General features: G+C 68.9%; 17 protein-coding genes. 4 read left to right on the top strand and 13 right to left on the bottom strand.

Annotated features, from left to right (window positions below; translation table 11 throughout):
* The first annotated feature begins 11 nt into the window (after positions 1-11).
* On the top strand, positions 12-398 hold the full coding sequence (locus tag HYU53_05945) for a DoxX family protein (protein ID MBI2220733.1): 387 nt from the start codon (positions 12-14) through the stop codon (positions 396-398).
* A 7-nt stretch (positions 399-405) separates the two neighbouring features.
* On the opposite strand, the gene HYU53_05940 is transcribed toward HYU53_05945, so the two are convergent.
* From HYU53_05940 to HYU53_05920, 5 genes are all read right to left on the bottom strand, one after another.
* Complete coding sequence (locus HYU53_05940; GenBank protein ID MBI2220732.1) at positions 406-606, bottom strand: hypothetical protein; 201 nt, start codon at positions 604-606, stop codon at positions 406-408.
* Position 607: 1 nt separating this feature from the next.
* The gene (locus tag HYU53_05935; GenBank protein MBI2220731.1) at positions 608-895 is read right to left on the bottom strand and encodes a hypothetical protein; all 288 of its coding nucleotides are present in this window, start codon (positions 893-895) and stop codon (positions 608-610) included.
* On the bottom strand, positions 892-1,047 hold the full coding sequence (locus tag HYU53_05930; GenBank protein MBI2220730.1) for a hypothetical protein: 156 nt from the start codon (positions 1,045-1,047) through the stop codon (positions 892-894). The genes HYU53_05935 and HYU53_05930 overlap by 4 nt, the downstream gene beginning before the upstream one ends.
* 194 nt (positions 1,048-1,241) lie before the next feature.
* Positions 1,242-3,056, bottom strand: coding sequence for a TonB-dependent receptor (locus HYU53_05925; protein ID MBI2220729.1), 1,815 nt, complete (start codon positions 3,054-3,056; stop codon positions 1,242-1,244).
* On the bottom strand, positions 2,987-4,249 hold the full coding sequence (locus tag HYU53_05920) for a TonB-dependent receptor (GenBank protein MBI2220728.1): 1,263 nt from the start codon (positions 4,247-4,249) through the stop codon (positions 2,987-2,989). Before HYU53_05920 ends, HYU53_05925 begins: the two co-directional genes overlap by 70 nt.
* 109 nt (positions 4,250-4,358) lie before the next feature.
* Between HYU53_05920 and HYU53_05915 the strand changes: the two genes are divergently transcribed.
* Positions 4,359-5,966: a long-chain fatty acid--CoA ligase gene (locus HYU53_05915; protein MBI2220727.1), complete on the top strand. Its 1,608-nt coding sequence runs from the start codon at positions 4,359-4,361 to the stop codon at positions 5,964-5,966.
* A gap of 17 nt (positions 5,967-5,983) precedes the next feature.
* Here HYU53_05915 and HYU53_05910 read toward each other — a convergent pair whose 3' ends face one another.
* Genes HYU53_05910 through HYU53_05890 form a run of 5 tightly spaced genes read right to left on the bottom strand, consistent with a single transcriptional unit; the run spans position 5,984 to position 10,905 of the window.
* Positions 5,984-6,985, bottom strand: coding sequence for a M20/M25/M40 family metallo-hydrolase (locus HYU53_05910; GenBank protein ID MBI2220726.1), 1,002 nt, complete (start codon positions 6,983-6,985; stop codon positions 5,984-5,986).
* The gene (locus tag HYU53_05905) at positions 6,982-7,836 is read right to left on the bottom strand and encodes a 2,3,4,5-tetrahydropyridine-2,6-dicarboxylate N-succinyltransferase (protein MBI2220725.1); all 855 of its coding nucleotides are present in this window, start codon (positions 7,834-7,836) and stop codon (positions 6,982-6,984) included. Before HYU53_05905 ends, HYU53_05910 begins: the two co-directional genes overlap by 4 nt.
* Positions 7,833-8,744: a 4-hydroxy-tetrahydrodipicolinate synthase gene (locus HYU53_05900; GenBank protein ID MBI2220724.1), complete on the bottom strand. Its 912-nt coding sequence runs from the start codon at positions 8,742-8,744 to the stop codon at positions 7,833-7,835. The genes HYU53_05905 and HYU53_05900 overlap by 4 nt, the downstream gene beginning before the upstream one ends.
* Positions 8,741-9,442 (bottom strand): dihydrodipicolinate reductase, encoded by a 702-nt coding sequence (locus HYU53_05895; GenBank protein MBI2220723.1) that lies wholly within the window; start codon positions 9,440-9,442, stop codon positions 8,741-8,743. The genes HYU53_05900 and HYU53_05895 overlap by 4 nt, the downstream gene beginning before the upstream one ends.
* The gene (locus HYU53_05890) at positions 9,439-10,905 is read right to left on the bottom strand and encodes an aspartate kinase (GenBank protein ID MBI2220722.1); all 1,467 of its coding nucleotides are present in this window, start codon (positions 10,903-10,905) and stop codon (positions 9,439-9,441) included. Before HYU53_05890 ends, HYU53_05895 begins: the two co-directional genes overlap by 4 nt.
* Before the next feature lie 260 nt (positions 10,906-11,165).
* Between HYU53_05890 and HYU53_05885 the strand changes: the two genes are divergently transcribed.
* On the top strand, positions 11,166-12,101 hold the full coding sequence (locus tag HYU53_05885) for a homoserine kinase (GenBank protein ID MBI2220721.1): 936 nt from the start codon (positions 11,166-11,168) through the stop codon (positions 12,099-12,101).
* Positions 12,098-13,411 (top strand): threonine synthase, encoded by a 1,314-nt coding sequence (gene thrC, locus HYU53_05880; GenBank protein ID MBI2220720.1) that lies wholly within the window; start codon positions 12,098-12,100, stop codon positions 13,409-13,411. The genes HYU53_05885 and thrC overlap by 4 nt, the downstream gene beginning before the upstream one ends.
* Before the next feature lie 16 nt (positions 13,412-13,427).
* Here the strand turns inward: thrC and asd are convergent, their stop codons facing one another.
* The 3 genes from asd to HYU53_05865 all read right to left on the bottom strand — a co-directional run bounded on the left by asd (position 13,428) and on the right by HYU53_05865 (position 16,642).
* The gene (asd, locus tag HYU53_05875; protein MBI2220719.1) at positions 13,428-14,498 is read right to left on the bottom strand and encodes an aspartate-semialdehyde dehydrogenase; all 1,071 of its coding nucleotides are present in this window, start codon (positions 14,496-14,498) and stop codon (positions 13,428-13,430) included.
* A gap of 132 nt (positions 14,499-14,630) precedes the next feature.
* Positions 14,631-15,779, bottom strand: a complete 1,149-nt coding sequence (locus HYU53_05870; protein MBI2220718.1) for an FAD-binding oxidoreductase — start codon at positions 15,777-15,779, stop codon at positions 14,631-14,633.
* Positions 15,776-16,642 (bottom strand): FadR family transcriptional regulator, encoded by an 867-nt coding sequence (locus tag HYU53_05865; protein MBI2220717.1) that lies wholly within the window; start codon positions 16,640-16,642, stop codon positions 15,776-15,778. The genes HYU53_05870 and HYU53_05865 overlap by 4 nt, the downstream gene beginning before the upstream one ends.
* Positions 16,643-16,707 lie beyond the last annotated feature (65 nt).

The raw sequence follows: 16,707 nt of genomic DNA, 5'->3' as shown, positions 1-16,707 counted from the left end.
GAGGAGCACGCATGGCAGCACGAATGAGCCTCGAAGGGTATGCCTACGCCGCGTTTCGCATCGTCACGGGCCTGCTGTTTCTGTTTCACGGGCTGCAGAAGCTGTTCGGCCTCTACGGCGGGCAGGTGGTGCCGATGGGATCCCTGTTCTGGGTGGCCGGTGTGATTGAGCTGGCGGGGGGGCTGCTGGTGATGGTCGGCCTGTTTACGACGGCGGCCGCGTTGGTCGCGAGCGGCGAAATGGCCGCCGCGTACTTCATGGCGCACGCCCCGAAAGGCGTGTGGCCGATTGTGAACCAGGGGGAGTTGGCGGTGCTGTACTGCTTCGCGTTCCTCTTCATCGCCACGCGCGGCGCCGGCATGCTCAGCGCGGATCGCGTGTTTCGAAGGAAATCGTGAGCACGCCTCAGCGGTAGCGCTGCCAGCCGCGGCTGCCGGATTCCAGTCGCGACGCGTTCCAGATCTCGCCGCAGCTCGTGCAGCGCCAGTACGTGGCGGACGTGATCGTCCGGCTCGTGGTCGTCAGTGTCTTCGAACGGCAGAACGGACACGCCTCCGGCGGCGCGATGGGGAGTCCTTCCGTCGTCTGCGGAAGCCGTGTGCGCATGTCAGCGCCCCTTTCCCGCGACGGCGGCGCTCCGCCCCCTCGCGATGTGCATGTGGACGCGGGAGCGCACGGCGCCCGCGTCCATGTCGGCCAGTTCGCACCAGTGCGCCAGCAGGCCGGCGCCGCTCAGGAATGCGCGCGCGCTCTCGCGTTCCGAGGAGGCCGCGCCACTCGTGAACAGGTCGCGCCACGCCTGCGCGATGACTCGAAACGCCAGGTGGCGGTAGGGGTCGAGCAGGTCGGCGTGTCCGGCCGCAGGGCGTGCCGGTCCGCCGTGCCTCCTGCTCATCGCGTCCGCTCCGGGTGCTCCGTTTCGTACAGCACCAGGGCGATCGAACTGGCCGGACGCGCGTTGCGCGCGGCAAGAAGCGTCACGATAGCGATGGCCGCCAGGGTCGCCAGCACCCACACGAAGCCCGTCAGTGAAAACGCGGTGAGCATGGGATTCCTTCCGCCTGCTTGAAAGAGCTGCCGAGCCGGCCAACGGATGCCGCTCTCGCTTTAGTGAGTCTGGCTACCAGCAGGACAGGCAGGAAGGCTTCAGGAAAGCTGCAGTCAGAGTAGCACGGATCGCGTCGGAGGAGCGGCTGCGGTTGCGGGGGCGGACCTTTCAGGTCCGCCCCCTGTGCGATCGACTAGAAACCGATTTTCACGGCGAGCTGTGCCTGGAATGGCGGGGCGGCTTCCGTGAACTGGCCGAAGGTGGGCAGCGGGCTGCCGGGGTACGCACGCGTACCGAAGATATTATCGACGTTCGTGTAGGTGGTCGTGTTGAACAGGTTGAACGCTTCGAGCATCACGTCGATCGTCGCCGCGTTGCGGATGCCAAACCGCTTCGCCACGCGCGCGTCCACCGTGTATTGATTCGGCAGCACGCCCGCGTTCCGCCCGATCGACGTGGCGGGGTTGGCCGGGTCCGTCCTCGGCCGGTCCGGCGCCGTCGCGCCGCCGTTGCCGTCGCCATTCAGATCCGCGCCGGCGAGGATGTTGTAGGGGCGCCCGGACGCCAGCGTCACGATGCTGGACACCGTGACGTTCCACGGCAGCACGTACGCGCCGCTGAACACGAACCGGTGCCGCTGATCCTGCAGCGAGGGGCCGCGTTCCGCCGACGGCGTGAATCCAATCGGCAGCCCGTCGGGATCGTTCGGGTTGCGCCCGAACCCGTTGTCCTGCGGGATGAAGAAGCTCTGGTAGTCCGCCGATGTGTCCTCCGCCTTCGACAGCGTGTAGGAGGCGAGGAATTGATGCCGCCCGTTGAAACGCTTTCGCACCGACAGCGCGAGCCCCTTGTACCAGGTCTCGCCCCACGTCGTGTACTGCAGCACCGACGCCGATGTTCCGGGTCTGCCGCCGACGTCGAGCGGCCGTCCCTGGGTCAGCGGGTTCGTGACGGGGTTGTAGTCAATCGTGCCGAGCTGATCGAGGCCGCGCGCGTACACGAAATGCGCGGACATGGCCATGTCCGTCCCCAGCTCGCGTTCGATCCCCGCCGACGCGTGGTGGGCGTACGGCGTCTTCATCCCGGGATCGATCGACAGCACCAGGCTGGGAAACGGAGTGGTCGGCTCCGGCAGCCGGCGCCCTGGCGCGCGCCAGGCGAGCACCGACTGCGGGATGCGGACCGCGAGCGTGCGCACCTGCTCCGCCGTTCCGCTGATGCCTTCGGTGATGCCCCAGATCGCGGTGATGTGATTGTCGAAGAAGATCCCGTACGACGCCTGCACGGACGTCTTCTTGTCGCCTGTCACGTCCCACGCGATCGCCAGGCGGGGCGCGATGTTGTTGTTGTCCTTCGGCCAGCCGTGCGGCGCCAGGCCGTTCACGACGCGGGTGGTCTTCTCCCAGAACTGGTTCTGGTAGCGCACGCCGGCCTTCAGCGTCACGGTGTCCGCCATCCGCCAGTCGTCCTGCAGGAACAGGGAGACATCCTTGTATCCGTACGGCACCGACGCGTTGCCGTATCCCTGCACGTACGCGGCGGGAAGGCCGAGCGCGACCGCCTGGATCGCGCTGATCGGCGCGGGCAGCCCCAGCGCCGGAATGGCGGGGAGCGGCGCGAAGATATACCGGCCGCCGAAGTGCAGCGGCAGCGCCTGCGAGATGTGATCGATGTACGAAAAGTCGAGGCCGGCTTTCAGGTGGTGCGCGCCGGCCGCGGCGCTGAACGTCTCCACGACCTGGTAGCGGCGGTTCTCGCGCGGCTGCGGCGTGAACCGGTGGCGGCCGACGCCGATCGCGCCGATTTCCAGCGTCGGTCCCCCTTCGTTTTCCTGGTCGCACCCGCCCGTGCAGGTGGGATCGAGCGAGTTGATCTTCTGATCGCGGTTGGCGACCTGGAACCGCAGCTCGTTGACGAAGGCGGAGGAGAACACCGAGGTCAGGGACACCGCCGCCATGAGGTCGCGGCTGTCCAGGTACGCGCCGCGGCTCCGCGCAATCTGCCCCACGGCTCGATGTTCTCGTTCAACAGGTCGGCCCAGTTGAGGCGCACCGCCACGGCGTGGTTCGCGGTGACGTTGGTGTCCACCTTCGCGAGGATCTGCGACGACTCGACGTCGTACGGGACGTTGCCGACTTCGACCGGAAAGCCCGCGCGCCGCAGGATGTCGACGGCGGTGCCGACGTTCTGTCCGAAGACGGTGACCGGCGTCTTGTCGTCGATGTTGACGAAGTTGTTCGCCTGCGTGTCGAGGCGTTCGGCCGAGAGGAAGAAGAACGACTGGTTCCGCCGGATCGGGCCTCCCAGCGTGCCGCCGAACTGCTGCTGGCTGAACGGCGCCTTCTTCCGGTCGATCCGATCGCCCGCCGGGTTCTTCTTTTCGAAGTGCTCCTTGGCGTTGAGCGACTCGTCGCGGAAGTAATAGAACGCGTTTCCCCGGAGATCGTTGCTGCCGCTCCGCGTCACGATGTTCACGACGCCGCCCGACGCCTTGCCGAACTCCGCCGAGTAGGAGTTGGTGATGACCTGGAACTCCTGCACCGCTTCCTGGCTGAACGTCGCCCGCACGGAGCCGAGCGTCGCGTCGTTGTTGTCGAGCCCGTCAACCGTGATGTTGTTCGACCGCGCGCGCTGGCCCGCAAACGTCAGCCCCGAGGTGGCGGAGGCTCCCTGCTGCGGCGTCCGGTCGGTCGTGACGCCGGGCGTCAGGATCGAGAACGTCATGAAATTCCGGCCGTTGATGGGGAGTGCCTCGATCTGCTGCTGCGAGACCACCGTGGCAACCGCCGTCTGCTGCACGTCGGCCATCCCGGCCTCAGCCGTGACGGTGACGAGCTCGGCCGCGCCGGCAATCGACAGCACGAAGCTCACCTCCGCTTCCTGGCCGAGCGCCAGATCGAGGCGCGGCATGGCCTGCGTGGCAAAACCCTGCAGGCTGACGCGGATCGAGTAGGAGCCGGGCGGGAGGGCGGGCACGATGAAGCGGCCGTCCCCCCCCGTTTCCGTCGTGCGTTCGACCCCCGTCGCGATGTTGGTGACGACCACCGTCGCGCCGGGCAGGACCGCTTTCGATTGATCGAGCACGATGCCGCTGAGATCCGCGGTCGTCGCGCGGCTCTGTGCGGCCGCGGACAGCGTGGTGGCAGCGAGCGCCACGATGATGGGCAGGAGCGTCAATCCGAAGCTGCGCCTGATGAGCACGTGTACGCCTCCATGAAGAGGACCGGCCGCTGGGTGAGCGCATTAGACCAGATTCGCCATACGGCGGCAAGCCGTCTGCCGGTAGAATCTCCCTCCGTAGGAGAGCGCCATGCACGGTCTGATGATGGACTTCCCGCTCACGCTGTCAGCCATTCTCCGGCGTGCCGAAACACTCTTTCCGCACAAGCCTGTCGTCAGCCGGCGGGCGGACAAGTCGATCCACCGCTCCACCTACGCGGAGATCGGGTCGCGGGCCCGGCGGCTCGCGGCGGCGCTCCGGGCGCTCGGCATCCGCCCGGGAGATCGCGTCGCAACCCTCGCGTGGAGCCACTCCCGCCACCTCGAAGCGTATTTCGGAATCCCGCTCGCCGGAGCGGTGCTGCACACGTTGAACCTCCGGCTGCATCCAGACGATCTCGGCTACATCGCGACGCACGCGGGGGATCGCGCCATCCTCGTGGACGCCACGCTGCTCCCGCTCCTCGAGCGCTTTCGTTCCGCCGTGCCCGACGCCAAGCTGATCGTAATGGGGGACGGCCAGCCGGCGCCGGCGGGCATGCTCGATTACGAATCGCTGCTCGACACGGGCAGCGCCGCGTTCACCGAGCCCGAGATTGACGAACGGGAGGCCGCCGCCATGTGCTACACGAGCGGCACGACGGGGCGGCCCAAGGGAGTGCTGTATTCGCACCGCGCGATCGTGCTCCACTCGCTCGCTTCCGGGTTGAGCTGCGCGATGGGCCTTCGCGAAGACGACGTCGCGCTCCCCGTCGTCCCGATGTTTCACGTCAACGCGTGGGGGCTGCCGTTCACCGCCGCGATGGCGGGCGCGGCGCAGGTGTTTCCCGGTCCTTATCTCGATCCCACGAGCCTGCTCGAGCTGATGTCGGCCGAGCGGGTCACCGTGACGGCGGGCGTGCCGTCGATCTGGGCGGGCATCCTGCAGGCGCTCGATGCGAAGCCCGGGGTCTACGACCTCTCGAGCATGCGCACCATGCTCGTGGGGGGCGCCGCGGTCCCGCCGGCGATCCTGCGCGGATTCCAGGAGCGGCACCACCTGCGCGTGCTCCACGCGTGGGGCATGACGGAGACGACGCCGCTCGGCACCGTCGCCGAGCTGCCGTCAGATCTGGCGAGCGCCCCGATCGAAGAGCGGTACCGCTATCGCTGCACGCAGGGGCAGCCCGCTCCGTTCGTGGAGATTCGCGCGCGCGTTGCGGACTCGGACGTGCCGTGGGACGGAAAGACGATGGGCGAGCTGGAGGTGCGCGGGCCCTGGGTGGCGAGCGCGTACTACGGCGACGACTCGACCGATCGCTTCACCGCTGACGGCTGGTTCCGGACCGGTGACCTGGTGACGATTGGCCCGCGCGGCACGGTCGAGATCCGCGACCGCATCAAGGACGTCATCAAGTCGGGAGGGGAGTGGATCAGCTCGCTGGCGATCGAGAACGCGCTCGCCGGGCATCCGGCGGTCGCCGAGGCGGCGGTGATCGCGATGCCCGACGCGAAATGGGGGGAGCGCCCGCTTGCCGTCGTCGTGTTCCGGCCCGGCGCGAGCGCGACGCCGGAGGAGCTGCGCGCGTTCCTCGCGCCGCACTTCGTGTCCTGGGCCCTGCCCGACGCGTTCGAGATCGTCACGGAGATCCCGAAGACGTCCACGGGGAAGATGCAGAAATCCGTGTTGCGCGAGCGCTTCGGGAGCGCGGGCGCGTGAGCGTGCGGGGGCGAACCTCAGCCCAGCTTCGCGAGGCACCATCGCGCCAGCCGCTCGTAGACGTCAACACCCGCCTCGAGCTCCGCGATCGCCACGTGCTCGTCTGCGGTGTGCGCCACCAGGAACGATCCCGGCCCGAAGAGCAGCGGCGTTCCCCAGCGATCCAGGAACGGCACATCCGTCGTGAACGGAAAGACCGCGGCGTCGACGTCGAGGCCCGCGGGCACCCGAAACCTGACCGCGGGCACGGTCAGCACTTCACTCACCGCCACCAGGTCCGATATCGGGCGCAGGGCCGCCAGCACTGCCTCGTGATCGCCAACCGTTCGAAACATCACCTCGGCGGAGGCGTGCGGCGGGATGACGTTCGGCGCCACGCCCCCCTCGATGAGGCCGATCGAATATGACGTCGCGCCAAGCTCCGGATCGGCGGGAAGAGGCAGCGCGCGCAGGCGGACGAGCGCGTCGATCAATTTCTCGATCGCCGAGATCCCCGCTTCGGGCGCGGCGGAGTGCGCGGCGCGCCCGCTGGCGCGCAGCCGCACGCGAAGAACGCCGCGCGTGGCGGACGCCACCCGGCTGTCGGTCGGCTCGCCGTTGATCAGGTACCGCGAATCGCATGCGGCCGCGTTCGCCACCGCGGCGCCGTCGCTTCCGCGCTCTTCCCCGACCACGAACAGCAGTCCCGCCCGGCGCTCCCCCTGGGCGCGCAACCGCTCGGCGGCCGCGACCTGCGCGGCCAGGATCCCTTTCGCGTCGCACGCGCCGCGCCCATACAGGCGGCCGTCCGACAGCCGGCTCGGGAAGAACGGCGGAACGCAGTCGTAGTGGGTCGAGAACACGACGCAGGGCGCGTCGAGCGTCGCGAGCACGTTGTACCGGCCGTCGCCCACCGGCTGCCGGGCGACGCGGTAGCCGAGCGCCTCCAGTTCCGCCGCCAGCCACGCGCCGGCCGCCGCCTCGCATCCCGTCGTCGAGTCGATGTCGATCAGCGCCCGCGCGAACGAGACGACGTTCACCGAAGCGCCTGCTCGACCGCCGTCCTCGCGTCGGTGCGGTCGTCCCGGTACTTGACGATGATCGCGGCGGAGATCGACAGCCCCAACTCCGCGCCGCGCCCGGAGGCGATCGGCCGCGTGCCCGACACCACGACGGCTCCCTCCGGGATCACGAGCGGCTCGCCGCGCGTCCCCCGGACGATCCGATCGTTGACCAGGTCGTAGACCGGCGTGGACCCCGTCAGGACCGTTCCGGCGGCAAGTACCGCGCGGCGCTTGATCACCGCACCCTCGTAGACGCCGCAGTTGCCGCCGACCAGCACCTCGTCCTCGACGATGACCGGCAGCGCCCCGACCGGTTCGAGCACGCCGCCGATCTGCGCTCCCGCGCTCAGGTGCACGCGGCGCCCGATCTGCGCGCACGATCCGACCAGCGCGTGCGAGTCCACCAGCGTCTCGTCTCCGACATACGCGCCGATGTTGATGTACATCGGCGGCATGCAGATCACCCGTCGTCCGAGGTAGGCGCCGTCGCGGACGCTCGATCCTCCGGGCACGACCCGCACGCCGGACGCCAGCGTCAACGGCTTCAGCGGCAGCGTGTCCTTGTCGAAGAACGGCCAGCGCCCATGGTCGGCCGACACATCGACCAGCTCGCCGGCGCGGAACGCGAGGAGGATGCCGCGCTTCACCCACTCGTTCGCGCGCCAGCCCGCCGGGGCGTCGGCATCAGGCTCGGCTGCGCGAACCTCGCCGGCCGACAGCGCCGCGCGAAGCCGCGCGACCGTCTCTTTCAGGCGTGCCGGATCGAGCGGCTCGGTCTCGGAAGCCAGCGTGAGCCGGTCGATTTCATCCCTCAGCACGGTGGTCATCGCGCGGGCGCTCCCGCCGGCTCGCTGGCGGAGACGAGCGTCAGCGCGTCGAGAATGCGGCGGCGGGATTCGGCGCGTGGCGGCACCATCGGGAGGCGGTAGACTTCCTCGATGAGTCCCATCGCCGCCATCGCCGCCTTCACCGGGATGGGATTGGACTCCACGAAGTTCGCCGTCATCAAAGGCAGCAGCCGCGCGTGAATCCCCCGCGCGGCGGCGAAGTCATTCTGCTCGGCCAGTTCGACCAGCCGCACCATCGCGGCGGGCACTTCGTTCGACGCCACCGAGATCACCCCGCGCCCGCCCACCGCCATCACCGGCAGGGTCAGCGCATCGTCGCCCGACAAGACGATGAAGTCTCGCGGCACGGCGTGGCAGACCTCGCAGATCTGGGCGATCTGGCCCGACGCCTCCTTGACCCCGACGATGCCCGGGATCGCGCTCAGCTTCAGCAGCGTGGCCGCGTCGACGTTGCAGCCGGTGCGTCCGGGGACGTTGTACACGACGATCGGAAGGCCGGCCTCGCCGGCAATCGCGCTGTAGTGTTGCACGAGGCCTTCGGGAGTGGGTTTGTTGTAGTAGGGGGTGACCGAAAGGATGCCTGAGGCGCCGGCCTGCTTCATCCGGCGGGCCGTGTGGATGACTTCCCGCGTATCGTATCCACCCGCCCCGGCCAGGATCGGCACCCGGCCGGCCACTTCGTCGACGACAATCTCGACGATCCGCACGCGCTCGTCTTCAGAGAGCGTCGGGCTTTCACCGGTTGTCCCGCACGGGACGAGGAAGTGTATGCCCGCGTCCACCTGGCGGCGCGCGAGCCGTCGAATCGCCGGCTCGTCGAGCGTTCCGTCCTGCCTGAAGGGCGTCACGAGCGCGGTCCCGCATCCGGTCCAAGTGCTTCGCGTCATCGCTGCTCCTGTTGCTGCTGAACGCCGAGGACGTCTTTCATGCCGAACCAGCCGCGGCGCCCGCGCAGCCAGGCGGCGGCGGCGAGCGCGCCGCGGGCGAACGCCGCGCGGTCGCGCGCGGTGTGCGTCAGGGTGATCGTCTCCGAGGCCGCATCGAAGCCCAGCGTGTGCGCGCCGGGCATTTCTCCCGCCCGGGTGGATGCCACATCGATTCGGTGCGCGTAGCCCGAACGCCGGAGGGTGCGCTCGATGGCGAGCGCCGTTCCCGATGGAGCATCCCGCTTGGCGGCGTGATGCTGCTCGTGAATCCAGGCGCCAAAGCCCGGATGGGCAGCGAACAGCTCTGCGGCCCGTTCTGCCAGCACGAGGAACAGGTTCACGCCCAGCGCGAAGTTCGAGGCGGACACGACGCCGATGCCATGGCGCTCCGCCTCGGCGCGCAGAGCGGCTTCATGATCCTGCCAGCCCGTCGTGCCGATCGCGACGCTGGTGCCGCGCGCCGCGAGCCGCGGCAGATTCACCGGCACGGCCTCGGCACGGGAAAAATCGATGGCCAGATCCGCGGCGGGCCAGCGCTCGGGATGGTCCGCCGACGCGTGGGTCACGACGCCCGCCACGTGCATGCCGAACTCGCCGCAGAGCGCCTCGACCTGGCGTCCCATGCGCCCGTGCCCGATCAGCAGCAGCGGGACGCTCACGGCCTGATCTCGCGGACCGGACCGCGCACCGCCCGGGCGGCGGTGTCCGCGGCCCTCGAATGACGCAGCGGCTCTTCAGGTCCCCTGGCCCCGAAGAACTCGGTGTGCAGCCGCGAGGTCGCCGCGGCCGCGTCGGTATCCCGGAGGACCACCGCGAGGCTGCGCTGCGACGCGGTCTGCGAGACCATCCACACCTGGAACCGGTCGAGCGCTCCCATCATGCGTTCCGCCAGCCGCGGCTCTTCACGCAGACCATCGCCGACCACACAGACTATCGCCATTGCGCGCTCGACGTGCGCGACGGCGATATCCGCCAGGCCCTGGACGATGGCCTCGAGACGCCGGTCGTCATCGATGACGACCGACACGCCGGCTTCCGACATGGCCAGCAGGTCCACCGGCGTCCGATGGCGCTCGAAGGCCTCGAACACCCGCCGCAGGAAGCCCCAGACCATCAACGCGCGCGTGGAGGTGAAGTTGACCAGCGTGACGCGGCGCTTGCACGCGATGGCGGCGACGTTGCTGCCCCCCGACGCGACGCTCGCGATCTCGGTGCCGCGCCCGTCGAAGCGCCGGCTGTTGAGGATCCTCACCGGGATGCCTTTGGCGACCGCCGGCAGGATCGTGCCGGGATGCAGCACCTTCGCGCCGAAGTGCGCCAGCGCGGACGCTTCCCCGAACGAGAGCTGCGAGACGACGCGCGCACCGGAGACCATGCGGGGATCCGTGGTCATCATGCCGTCGACGTCCGTCCAGATCTGGATCTCGCACGCGTCCAACCCCGCGCCGAGGAGAGCCGCGGAGTAGTCCGACCCGCCGCGCCCGAGCGTGGTCGGGATGCCGTCGCGCGTGGCCGCAATATAGCCGCCGACGACCGGCATCTGCCCGGCGGCGAGCAGGGGACGGATCTCGCGCGCGATGGCGGTTTCCGTGTCCGCCACCAGCGGGATCGCCGCCGTGAAGTGGTCGTCGGTCACGATGACGCGCCGCGCATCGACCCACGCGGCGGGCGCGCCCGCGCGGGCCAGCGCCGCGTGGACGATCCGGCTGCTGAGCAGCTCGCCGATTCCCGCGACGGCGTCGACGACCGCCGGCGAGGCGTGACGCGCGGCGGCCGCGGTGTCGAGGAGCGCGCCGATCGCCGCGAATTCCGCGTCGATCGCGGTCGCCAGATCGGCGATCGGCTTCGGCGCCACCTCCGCCGCGACCTGCAGATGACGCGCCCGCAGCGCCTCGACGCCCGCGCGCAGCGCCTGCGCGTCCGCCTGCTCGGCCGCGGTGGCGAGCGCGAGCAGCCGGTCGGTGACGCCGGCCAGCGCCGAGACGACGACGACGGGCTGCGCGTTCGACGAATGCCGGCCGGCCCGCGCCATCACGTGCCGGACGACGCGCGCGATGGCTTCCGCGTCCGCCACGGAGGTGCCGCCGAACTTCATGATGACCACCCGACCGTTCTCCTCCATTGCCACTCCCGCAAAAAAAAACGCCGGCCTGTGGTGCAGGCCGGCGTCCAGTATCGCTCCAATTGTTCGAGGACGTTACGCGCGCATGCACCACCGCGGCCTGCTGGCCCGCTTAATCCGCTTTCGAGTCTGGGTGCGCGTGCACGTGAGCGTCATGACTTGACGAAGTATAATGACCCCGTTCCGCTACGTCAAACGAGACTTCTCGTCGAGGGTGTCATAGGTTCGCCCTTCGGCCACGAACGGCGGAGCCCCCTCTGATGCAGACAGCGGCCGTTGCATTCGCGCCCGCCAGCGTCGGCAACGTCGCCGTCGGCTTCGATGTCCTCGGCCACAGCCTGTCCTCGATTGGCGATCGCGTCAGAGCCGAGCGGATCGCCGGGCGCGGCGTGCGCATCGCGGGCATTTCCGGCATCGCGGCGGACCTGCCGTACGACCCCGAGCGCAACACGGCGGCGGTGGCCGTGGCGGCGCTGGCCGAAGCGCTCGGCGGTGGCCACGCATTCGAGCTGACGATCGAAAAGGGGATCCCGATGCGCTCCGGCCTTGGCGGCTCGGCCGCCTCCGCCGTGGCCGCCGTGGTGGCGGCCAACGCGCTGCTTCCAGCGCCGTTCGACAAGCTCCAGTTGCTCAAGTTCGCGATCGCCGGAGAGGCGGCGGCGAGCGGCACGGCCCACGTGGACAACATCGCGCCGTCGCTCTACGGCGGGCTCGTGCTCACCGTCGGGATCGAGCAGCCGATCGTGAAGCAGATCCCCGTGCCCGCGGCCCTGCGCTCGGTCGTCGTACACCCGCACCTCGAGCTGTCGACGCGTGAAGCGCGGGAGATCCTCAGCCGCACGGTCAGCCTCTCCGATGTCGTCTGGCAGCAGGCCAACCTCGCCGGGTTTCTCGCGGGCTGTTTCACCGCCGACCTGCCGCTGATCCGCGGCTCGTTCGAGGACGTGCTCATCGAGCCGCAGCGCAAGCAGCTCATTCCCGGGTTCGAGAAGGTCAAGGCCGCCGCGCTTCGAGCCGACGCGCTCGGGTGCTCCATATCCGGCGCGGGCCCGTCGGTGTTCGCCTGGTGCGAGCAGTCCCGGGCGGACGCCGTGCGCGCGGCCATGGCCGGCGCGTTCCGGTCGGTCGGCCTCGAAAGCGACTCGTGGATCTCGCCGATCGATACGCCGGGAGCCCACGTCATAAAACAGTCATGAAGTTCACCAGTACCGGAAGCGCCGCGGTCTCGGCCAGCGATCTGAGCGAGGCCATCATCAAGGGCATCGCGCCGGACGGCGGCCTGTACGTCCCGACGCAACTGCCGGCGCTCACCGTTTCTGACTTCGACGGACTGGAGTCTCTTCCGGGCATTGCCGAGCGTCTGCTGGCCCCCTTTGTGGCGGGCAGCGCGCTCGAGCCGGAGCTGGCGGCGATCTGCCGCGAGGCCTTGAATTTCCCCGCGCCGCTGGTGGCGCTCGATCGGGCGCCGGGGCCTGCGAGCGTCCTGGAGCTGTTTCACGGCCCCACGTGCGCGTTCAAGGATTTCGGCGCGCGTTTCCTCGCCGCAAGCCTGGAGCGCGTTACGCCGCGATCCCGGCGCGGATCCGCGCAGCGCCTGACCATCCTGGTCGCGACCTCCGGAGACACGGGCGGAGCGGTGGCCGCCGCGTTTTACAAGCGGCCGTGGGTCGAGATCGCGTTGCTGTACCCGAAGGGGCGCGTGTCCGATCGCCAGGCGCAGCAGCTGGCCTGTTGGGGCGACAACGTGCGGACGTTTGCCGTGTCCGGGAGCTTCGACGATTGCCACCGCGTCGTCAACGAGGCGTTCCGCGATCCGGAGCTGGCGCGCAGCCATGCGCTCTCATCGGCCAACAGCATCAACCTGGGACGGCTGCTGCCGCAGATGTCCTACTACGCGGCGGCCGCCCTGCAGATCTGGCGGCGCGAGGGACGAAAGCCCGGGTTCATCATCCCCGCCGGAAATCTCGGCAACGCTGTGGCCGGCATCTGGGCGCGCGAGATTGGACTTCCGATCGGCGACATCGTCCTGGCGACCAATGAGAACCGGACGATCGCGGACTACATGGATGGCGGATCGTGGCGCCCGCGGCCGGGCGTGCCGACGCTGGCATCGGCGATGGACGTGGGGAATCCATCCAACGTGCACCGGCTGCGCTGGTTGTATGAGGATGACGATCGGGTGCGCGAGCGGGTGTCCGCCTATTCGGTCACGGACCAGGAGATTCGGGCGGCGATTGCAGGCGACGCTGCGTCACTGGGGTATGCCTGGTGCCCGCACGGCGCGACGGCCGCGCACGTGTACCGGATGCTGGCGCGGAGGCGCGCGCACCAACACTGGATCCTGGTCGCGACCGCACACCCGGCGAAGTTCAACGACATCGTCGAGCCGCTGCTTGGCCGGCCGGTCGCCGTTCCTCCAGCGTTGGAGCGGCTGTTGAATCTGCCGAGACAGGAACAGGAGATTCCGCCGGCGCTCGAGTCGCTTCGCGCGCGCCTGCTTTCGTGACAGCACACAGGAAGGGTCAGTCCCCCTCGATCCACCCGTCCGCCCGCATCAATTCGGCATTGAGCACCGCCGCTCCCGCTGCCCCGCGAATCGTGTTGTGGCCGAGGGCCGCCAGCTTCAGCCCGAGCACCGGGCAGGGACGAATGCGTCCAACCGACACGGTCATCCCTCCGCCCCGCATCACGTCGAGCCGCGGCTGCGGGCGAAGTGGATCGTCGAGGCACACGATCGGCTCGGCCGGCGCGCTCGGCAGGCCGAGTTCCTGCGGGCGCCCGCGCCAGGAGGCCAGCGCGGCGCGGACATCCTCCGGAGACGCGCCTCGATCCAGGCGCAGCGAGATCATCTCGGTGTGGCCGTCGACGACCGGCACCCGCGTCGTGTGCGCGCTGACGACGGTGGGGTGGGGGACAACCGCCTCGGCATCGAACGCGCCGAGAATCTTCTGCGTCTCGCTTTCGATCTTCTCTTCTTCTCCGCCGATCGCGGGGATGACGTTGCCCAGGATGTCCAGCGACGGGACGCCCGGGTATCCCGCGCCCGACACCGCCTGCAGCGTCGTCACGTTCACCGCGGAGAGCCCGAACTGGCGCAGCGGCGCCAGTACCATGGCGAGCACGACCGTCGAGCAGTTCGGGTTGGTGACGATCGCTCCGCGCCAGCCGCGCTCGCGGCGCTGGCGCGGGAGCAAGCCGAGGTGGTCGGGATTGATCTCGGGGATCAGCAGCGGCACGGACGGGTCCATGCGGAAGCTGCGGGCGTTGCTGATCACGATGTGGCCTGCTCGCGCGAACGCCGGCTCGATCTCGCCTGCGGCCTTCGCGTCGAGCGCGGAAAACATCACGAGCGGGCCCTTGCCGGGCACGCACGCTTCGATGCGCGTGTCGGCGAGATCCGGCGGCGGCGCGCCCGCGAGCCGCCAGGACGCGGCCTCGCGATACGTCCGTCCTTCGGAGCGCTCGCTCGCGGCGAGCCATCGCGGGCGGAACCACGGGTGCGCGGTGAGCTGCGCGAGAAACTGCTGGCCGACCATTCCGGTCGCACCGAGAACTCCGACATCGATCCGCCGCGCGCCGCCCGCCTGATTCATTGAGAGTGTCCCTGGCTCGTACGGTACCGGCTCGCCGTTGCCGCGTCAATCGCTCGCGGCGTGCGGTGGCTGTCATACCGGAAGGGCGATCTCCTCGCCGAAGGCCATCGGAGGTACCGCCGATGCCGCCTCTCAGAGGAAACTGACCCGCTCTTCGGCTGCGCGGCGTTCGAAACGATCCGGGTGCAGTCTTTCGAGATCCAGCGCTTCGGCACTACCGGTCACAATGAGCTGTGCCAGCGCGCGCGTCACGCCAGGTCCATGCATGATGCCGTGCCCGTTGAACCCGGCGGCGACATAGAGGCCGGCTACACCCGCAACAGGTCCGGCCAAAGGCAGGCCGTCAGGCGTCAGTTCGTACAATCCTTTAATCACGCCTCGCACCTGCGCATGGCGCAATCCGGGGAATCGCGCGCTGGCTCGTCGCAGCATCGAAAGCAGCAGCCCGACGTCGGCCTCGACACGGAAGCTCACCACTCGCTTCTCCGGCTTGACGCCGACAGTCGTGCGCGCGCGATTCGACCGTAGATAGGTTCCACTCGGCAGGTCGACGATCATCGGCGTTTCACCAGGTAGCCCGGTGTTCCCTTCGGCGATCAACTTTATCCGCGGGGACGGTTCCACAGGGATGTTCACGCCCGCCATGGTTCCGACGACGCCTGCCCAGGCTCCTGCCGCGTTCACGACGACATCGGAGAAGGTCCTCGCGCTGCCGCTCCGAACTGCCCGGATGCGGCCGGCCGAGACCTCGAGGGCGTCAACGGGGGTGTGCTCGCGAATCAGGATCCCTCGCGACCGACACTCGCGCAGGAGCCACTGCACGACCTCCGATGGACGGATGAAACCATCGTCCGCGCAGAGTGTTCCGCACGAGAGCCCCGCCAGGTCGCAGTAGGGACACAGGTCTGCCAGATCGCTGCGTTCCAGCCATCGTACGGGTAAGGCCAGCTCGTGCTGGAGGGCCCACGCGCGCTGCAAGCTCTCGGCTTGCTGAGGGCCGGCCAGAAAGACGTACCCGGCCGGTTCAAACTTGCCAGGAAAGCTCGGATCGGAGAGGACAGCTTCGTAAAACTGCCAGCCGGCGAGCGTCATCTCGATCTCGATGCGCGTGGCGAACTGCCGCCTGATCCCGCCCGCGGCGAGGCCGGTTGACTGGCCGCCGGCGCTTCCGCGCTCGAGCACCACCACCCGGTCGACGCCGAGCCGCTGAAGGTGCCACGCCAGTGACAGCCCCACGATACCAGCGCCGATGATGGTGATGTCTGTGCGGCGGATCGTCACTCGTCTCCGTTTGGCCGGGACGCGGCGCCGTGCAGGTCGCTGAGGCTCCGGCGGGTATGCGCCAAATGCCGCCGCATCAACCTCTTTGCCGTCGCCGCATCCCGCGCGATGACCGCCTCCGCGATCTGCGCGTGCTCCTTGAGGAGCTTGATGCTCTGGTCTCGGGCCGTGTAATGCTGCCGCTGGTGGAGGTCGCGCAGCAACTCGATCTGTTCCCGAACCAGGCGTTCGAGCATGTAGTTATGCGTGGCCGACGCCAGGCTGACATGGAATTCGAGATTGTCCTGCCAGCTCCCCGTGCGCCCGGCCGCCTCCCGCAGCCGCGTCACGTGAGGCGGCGTAATCCGCGAGCAGGCGAGCGCGACCGTCTGTGTCTCGATCACTTCGCGCGCTTCGAGGATGTCGAATATGGTCGCGAGCTCGAGTTGCTCGACCGCGCTGGTCGGCTCCTGAACGCGGGCGGATTTGAGCGCGCGCACGTATCGACCGTCGCCAGGCCTGGCCAGGATGATGCCTCGCTCCTCGAGAACCCGGAACGCCTCGCGCAGCACGTTGCGGCTGACGCGGATTTGCTTCGTGAGCTGACGTTCGGTGGGCAGACGGCTGCCCGGCGGCAGTTCGCCGCTCGAAATGAGCCCCATGACCTGGCTCACCACATCCTGAAACAACCGATGGGGACGGACAGCGGAGAAGTTATGGAGCTTGGAGTGCGCCGAGTGTTCGGGCAAGTGGTCCATTGGATGACCCAATCGCTTGATTTCGTCAGCCGCGGAAGCTTTCAACTTTATGACATGGGGCCAGTATATGCGAGAAGACGCGTGGAAATGCGTCTTTATTGACTTCATTCCGGGGCGGTGATACAAGGCTGGCTTCTCGGGGGATTGGATCACCCAGTAGTCCGCTGCACGTCAGAAGAGGGAGGCACCAT

The sequence above is a fragment of the Acidobacteriota bacterium genome (assembly GCA_016184105.1).
Classification (GTDB): domain Bacteria; phylum Acidobacteriota; class Vicinamibacteria; order Vicinamibacterales; family 2-12-FULL-66-21; genus JACPDI01.
This window is presented reverse-complemented; position numbering and strand designations above follow the sequence as displayed.

What these genes read in the sequence shown, in the direction of transcription:
- HYU53_05885 (MBI2220721.1), top strand. Translation starts at nt 11,166, where the DNA reads ATGCAGACAGCGGCCGTTGCATTCGCGCCCGCCAGCGTCGGCAACGTC.
- thrC (MBI2220720.1), top strand. Translation starts at nt 12,098, where the DNA reads ATGAAGTTCACCAGTACCGGAAGCGCCGCGGTCTCGGCCAGCGATCTG.
- HYU53_05930 (MBI2220730.1), bottom strand. Translation starts at nt 1,047, where the DNA reads ATGCTCACCGCGTTTTCACTGACGGGCTTCGTGTGGGTGCTGGCGACC.
- HYU53_05935 (MBI2220731.1), bottom strand. Translation starts at nt 895, where the DNA reads ATGAGCAGGAGGCACGGCGGACCGGCACGCCCTGCGGCCGGACACGCC.
- HYU53_05890 (MBI2220722.1), bottom strand. Translation starts at nt 10,905, where the DNA reads ATGGAGGAGAACGGTCGGGTGGTCATCATGAAGTTCGGCGGCACCTCC.
- HYU53_05945 (MBI2220733.1), top strand. Translation starts at nt 12, where the DNA reads ATGGCAGCACGAATGAGCCTCGAAGGGTATGCCTACGCCGCGTTTCGC.
- asd (MBI2220719.1), bottom strand. Translation starts at nt 14,498, where the DNA reads ATGAATCAGGCGGGCGGCGCGCGGCGGATCGATGTCGGAGTTCTCGGT.
- HYU53_05905 (MBI2220725.1), bottom strand. Translation starts at nt 7,836, where the DNA reads ATGACCACCGTGCTGAGGGATGAAATCGACCGGCTCACGCTGGCTTCC.
- HYU53_05900 (MBI2220724.1), bottom strand. Translation starts at nt 8,744, where the DNA reads ATGACGCGAAGCACTTGGACCGGATGCGGGACCGCGCTCGTGACGCCC.
- HYU53_05915 (MBI2220727.1), top strand. Translation starts at nt 4,359, where the DNA reads ATGCACGGTCTGATGATGGACTTCCCGCTCACGCTGTCAGCCATTCTC.
- HYU53_05940 (MBI2220732.1), bottom strand. Translation starts at nt 606, where the DNA reads ATGCGCACACGGCTTCCGCAGACGACGGAAGGACTCCCCATCGCGCCG.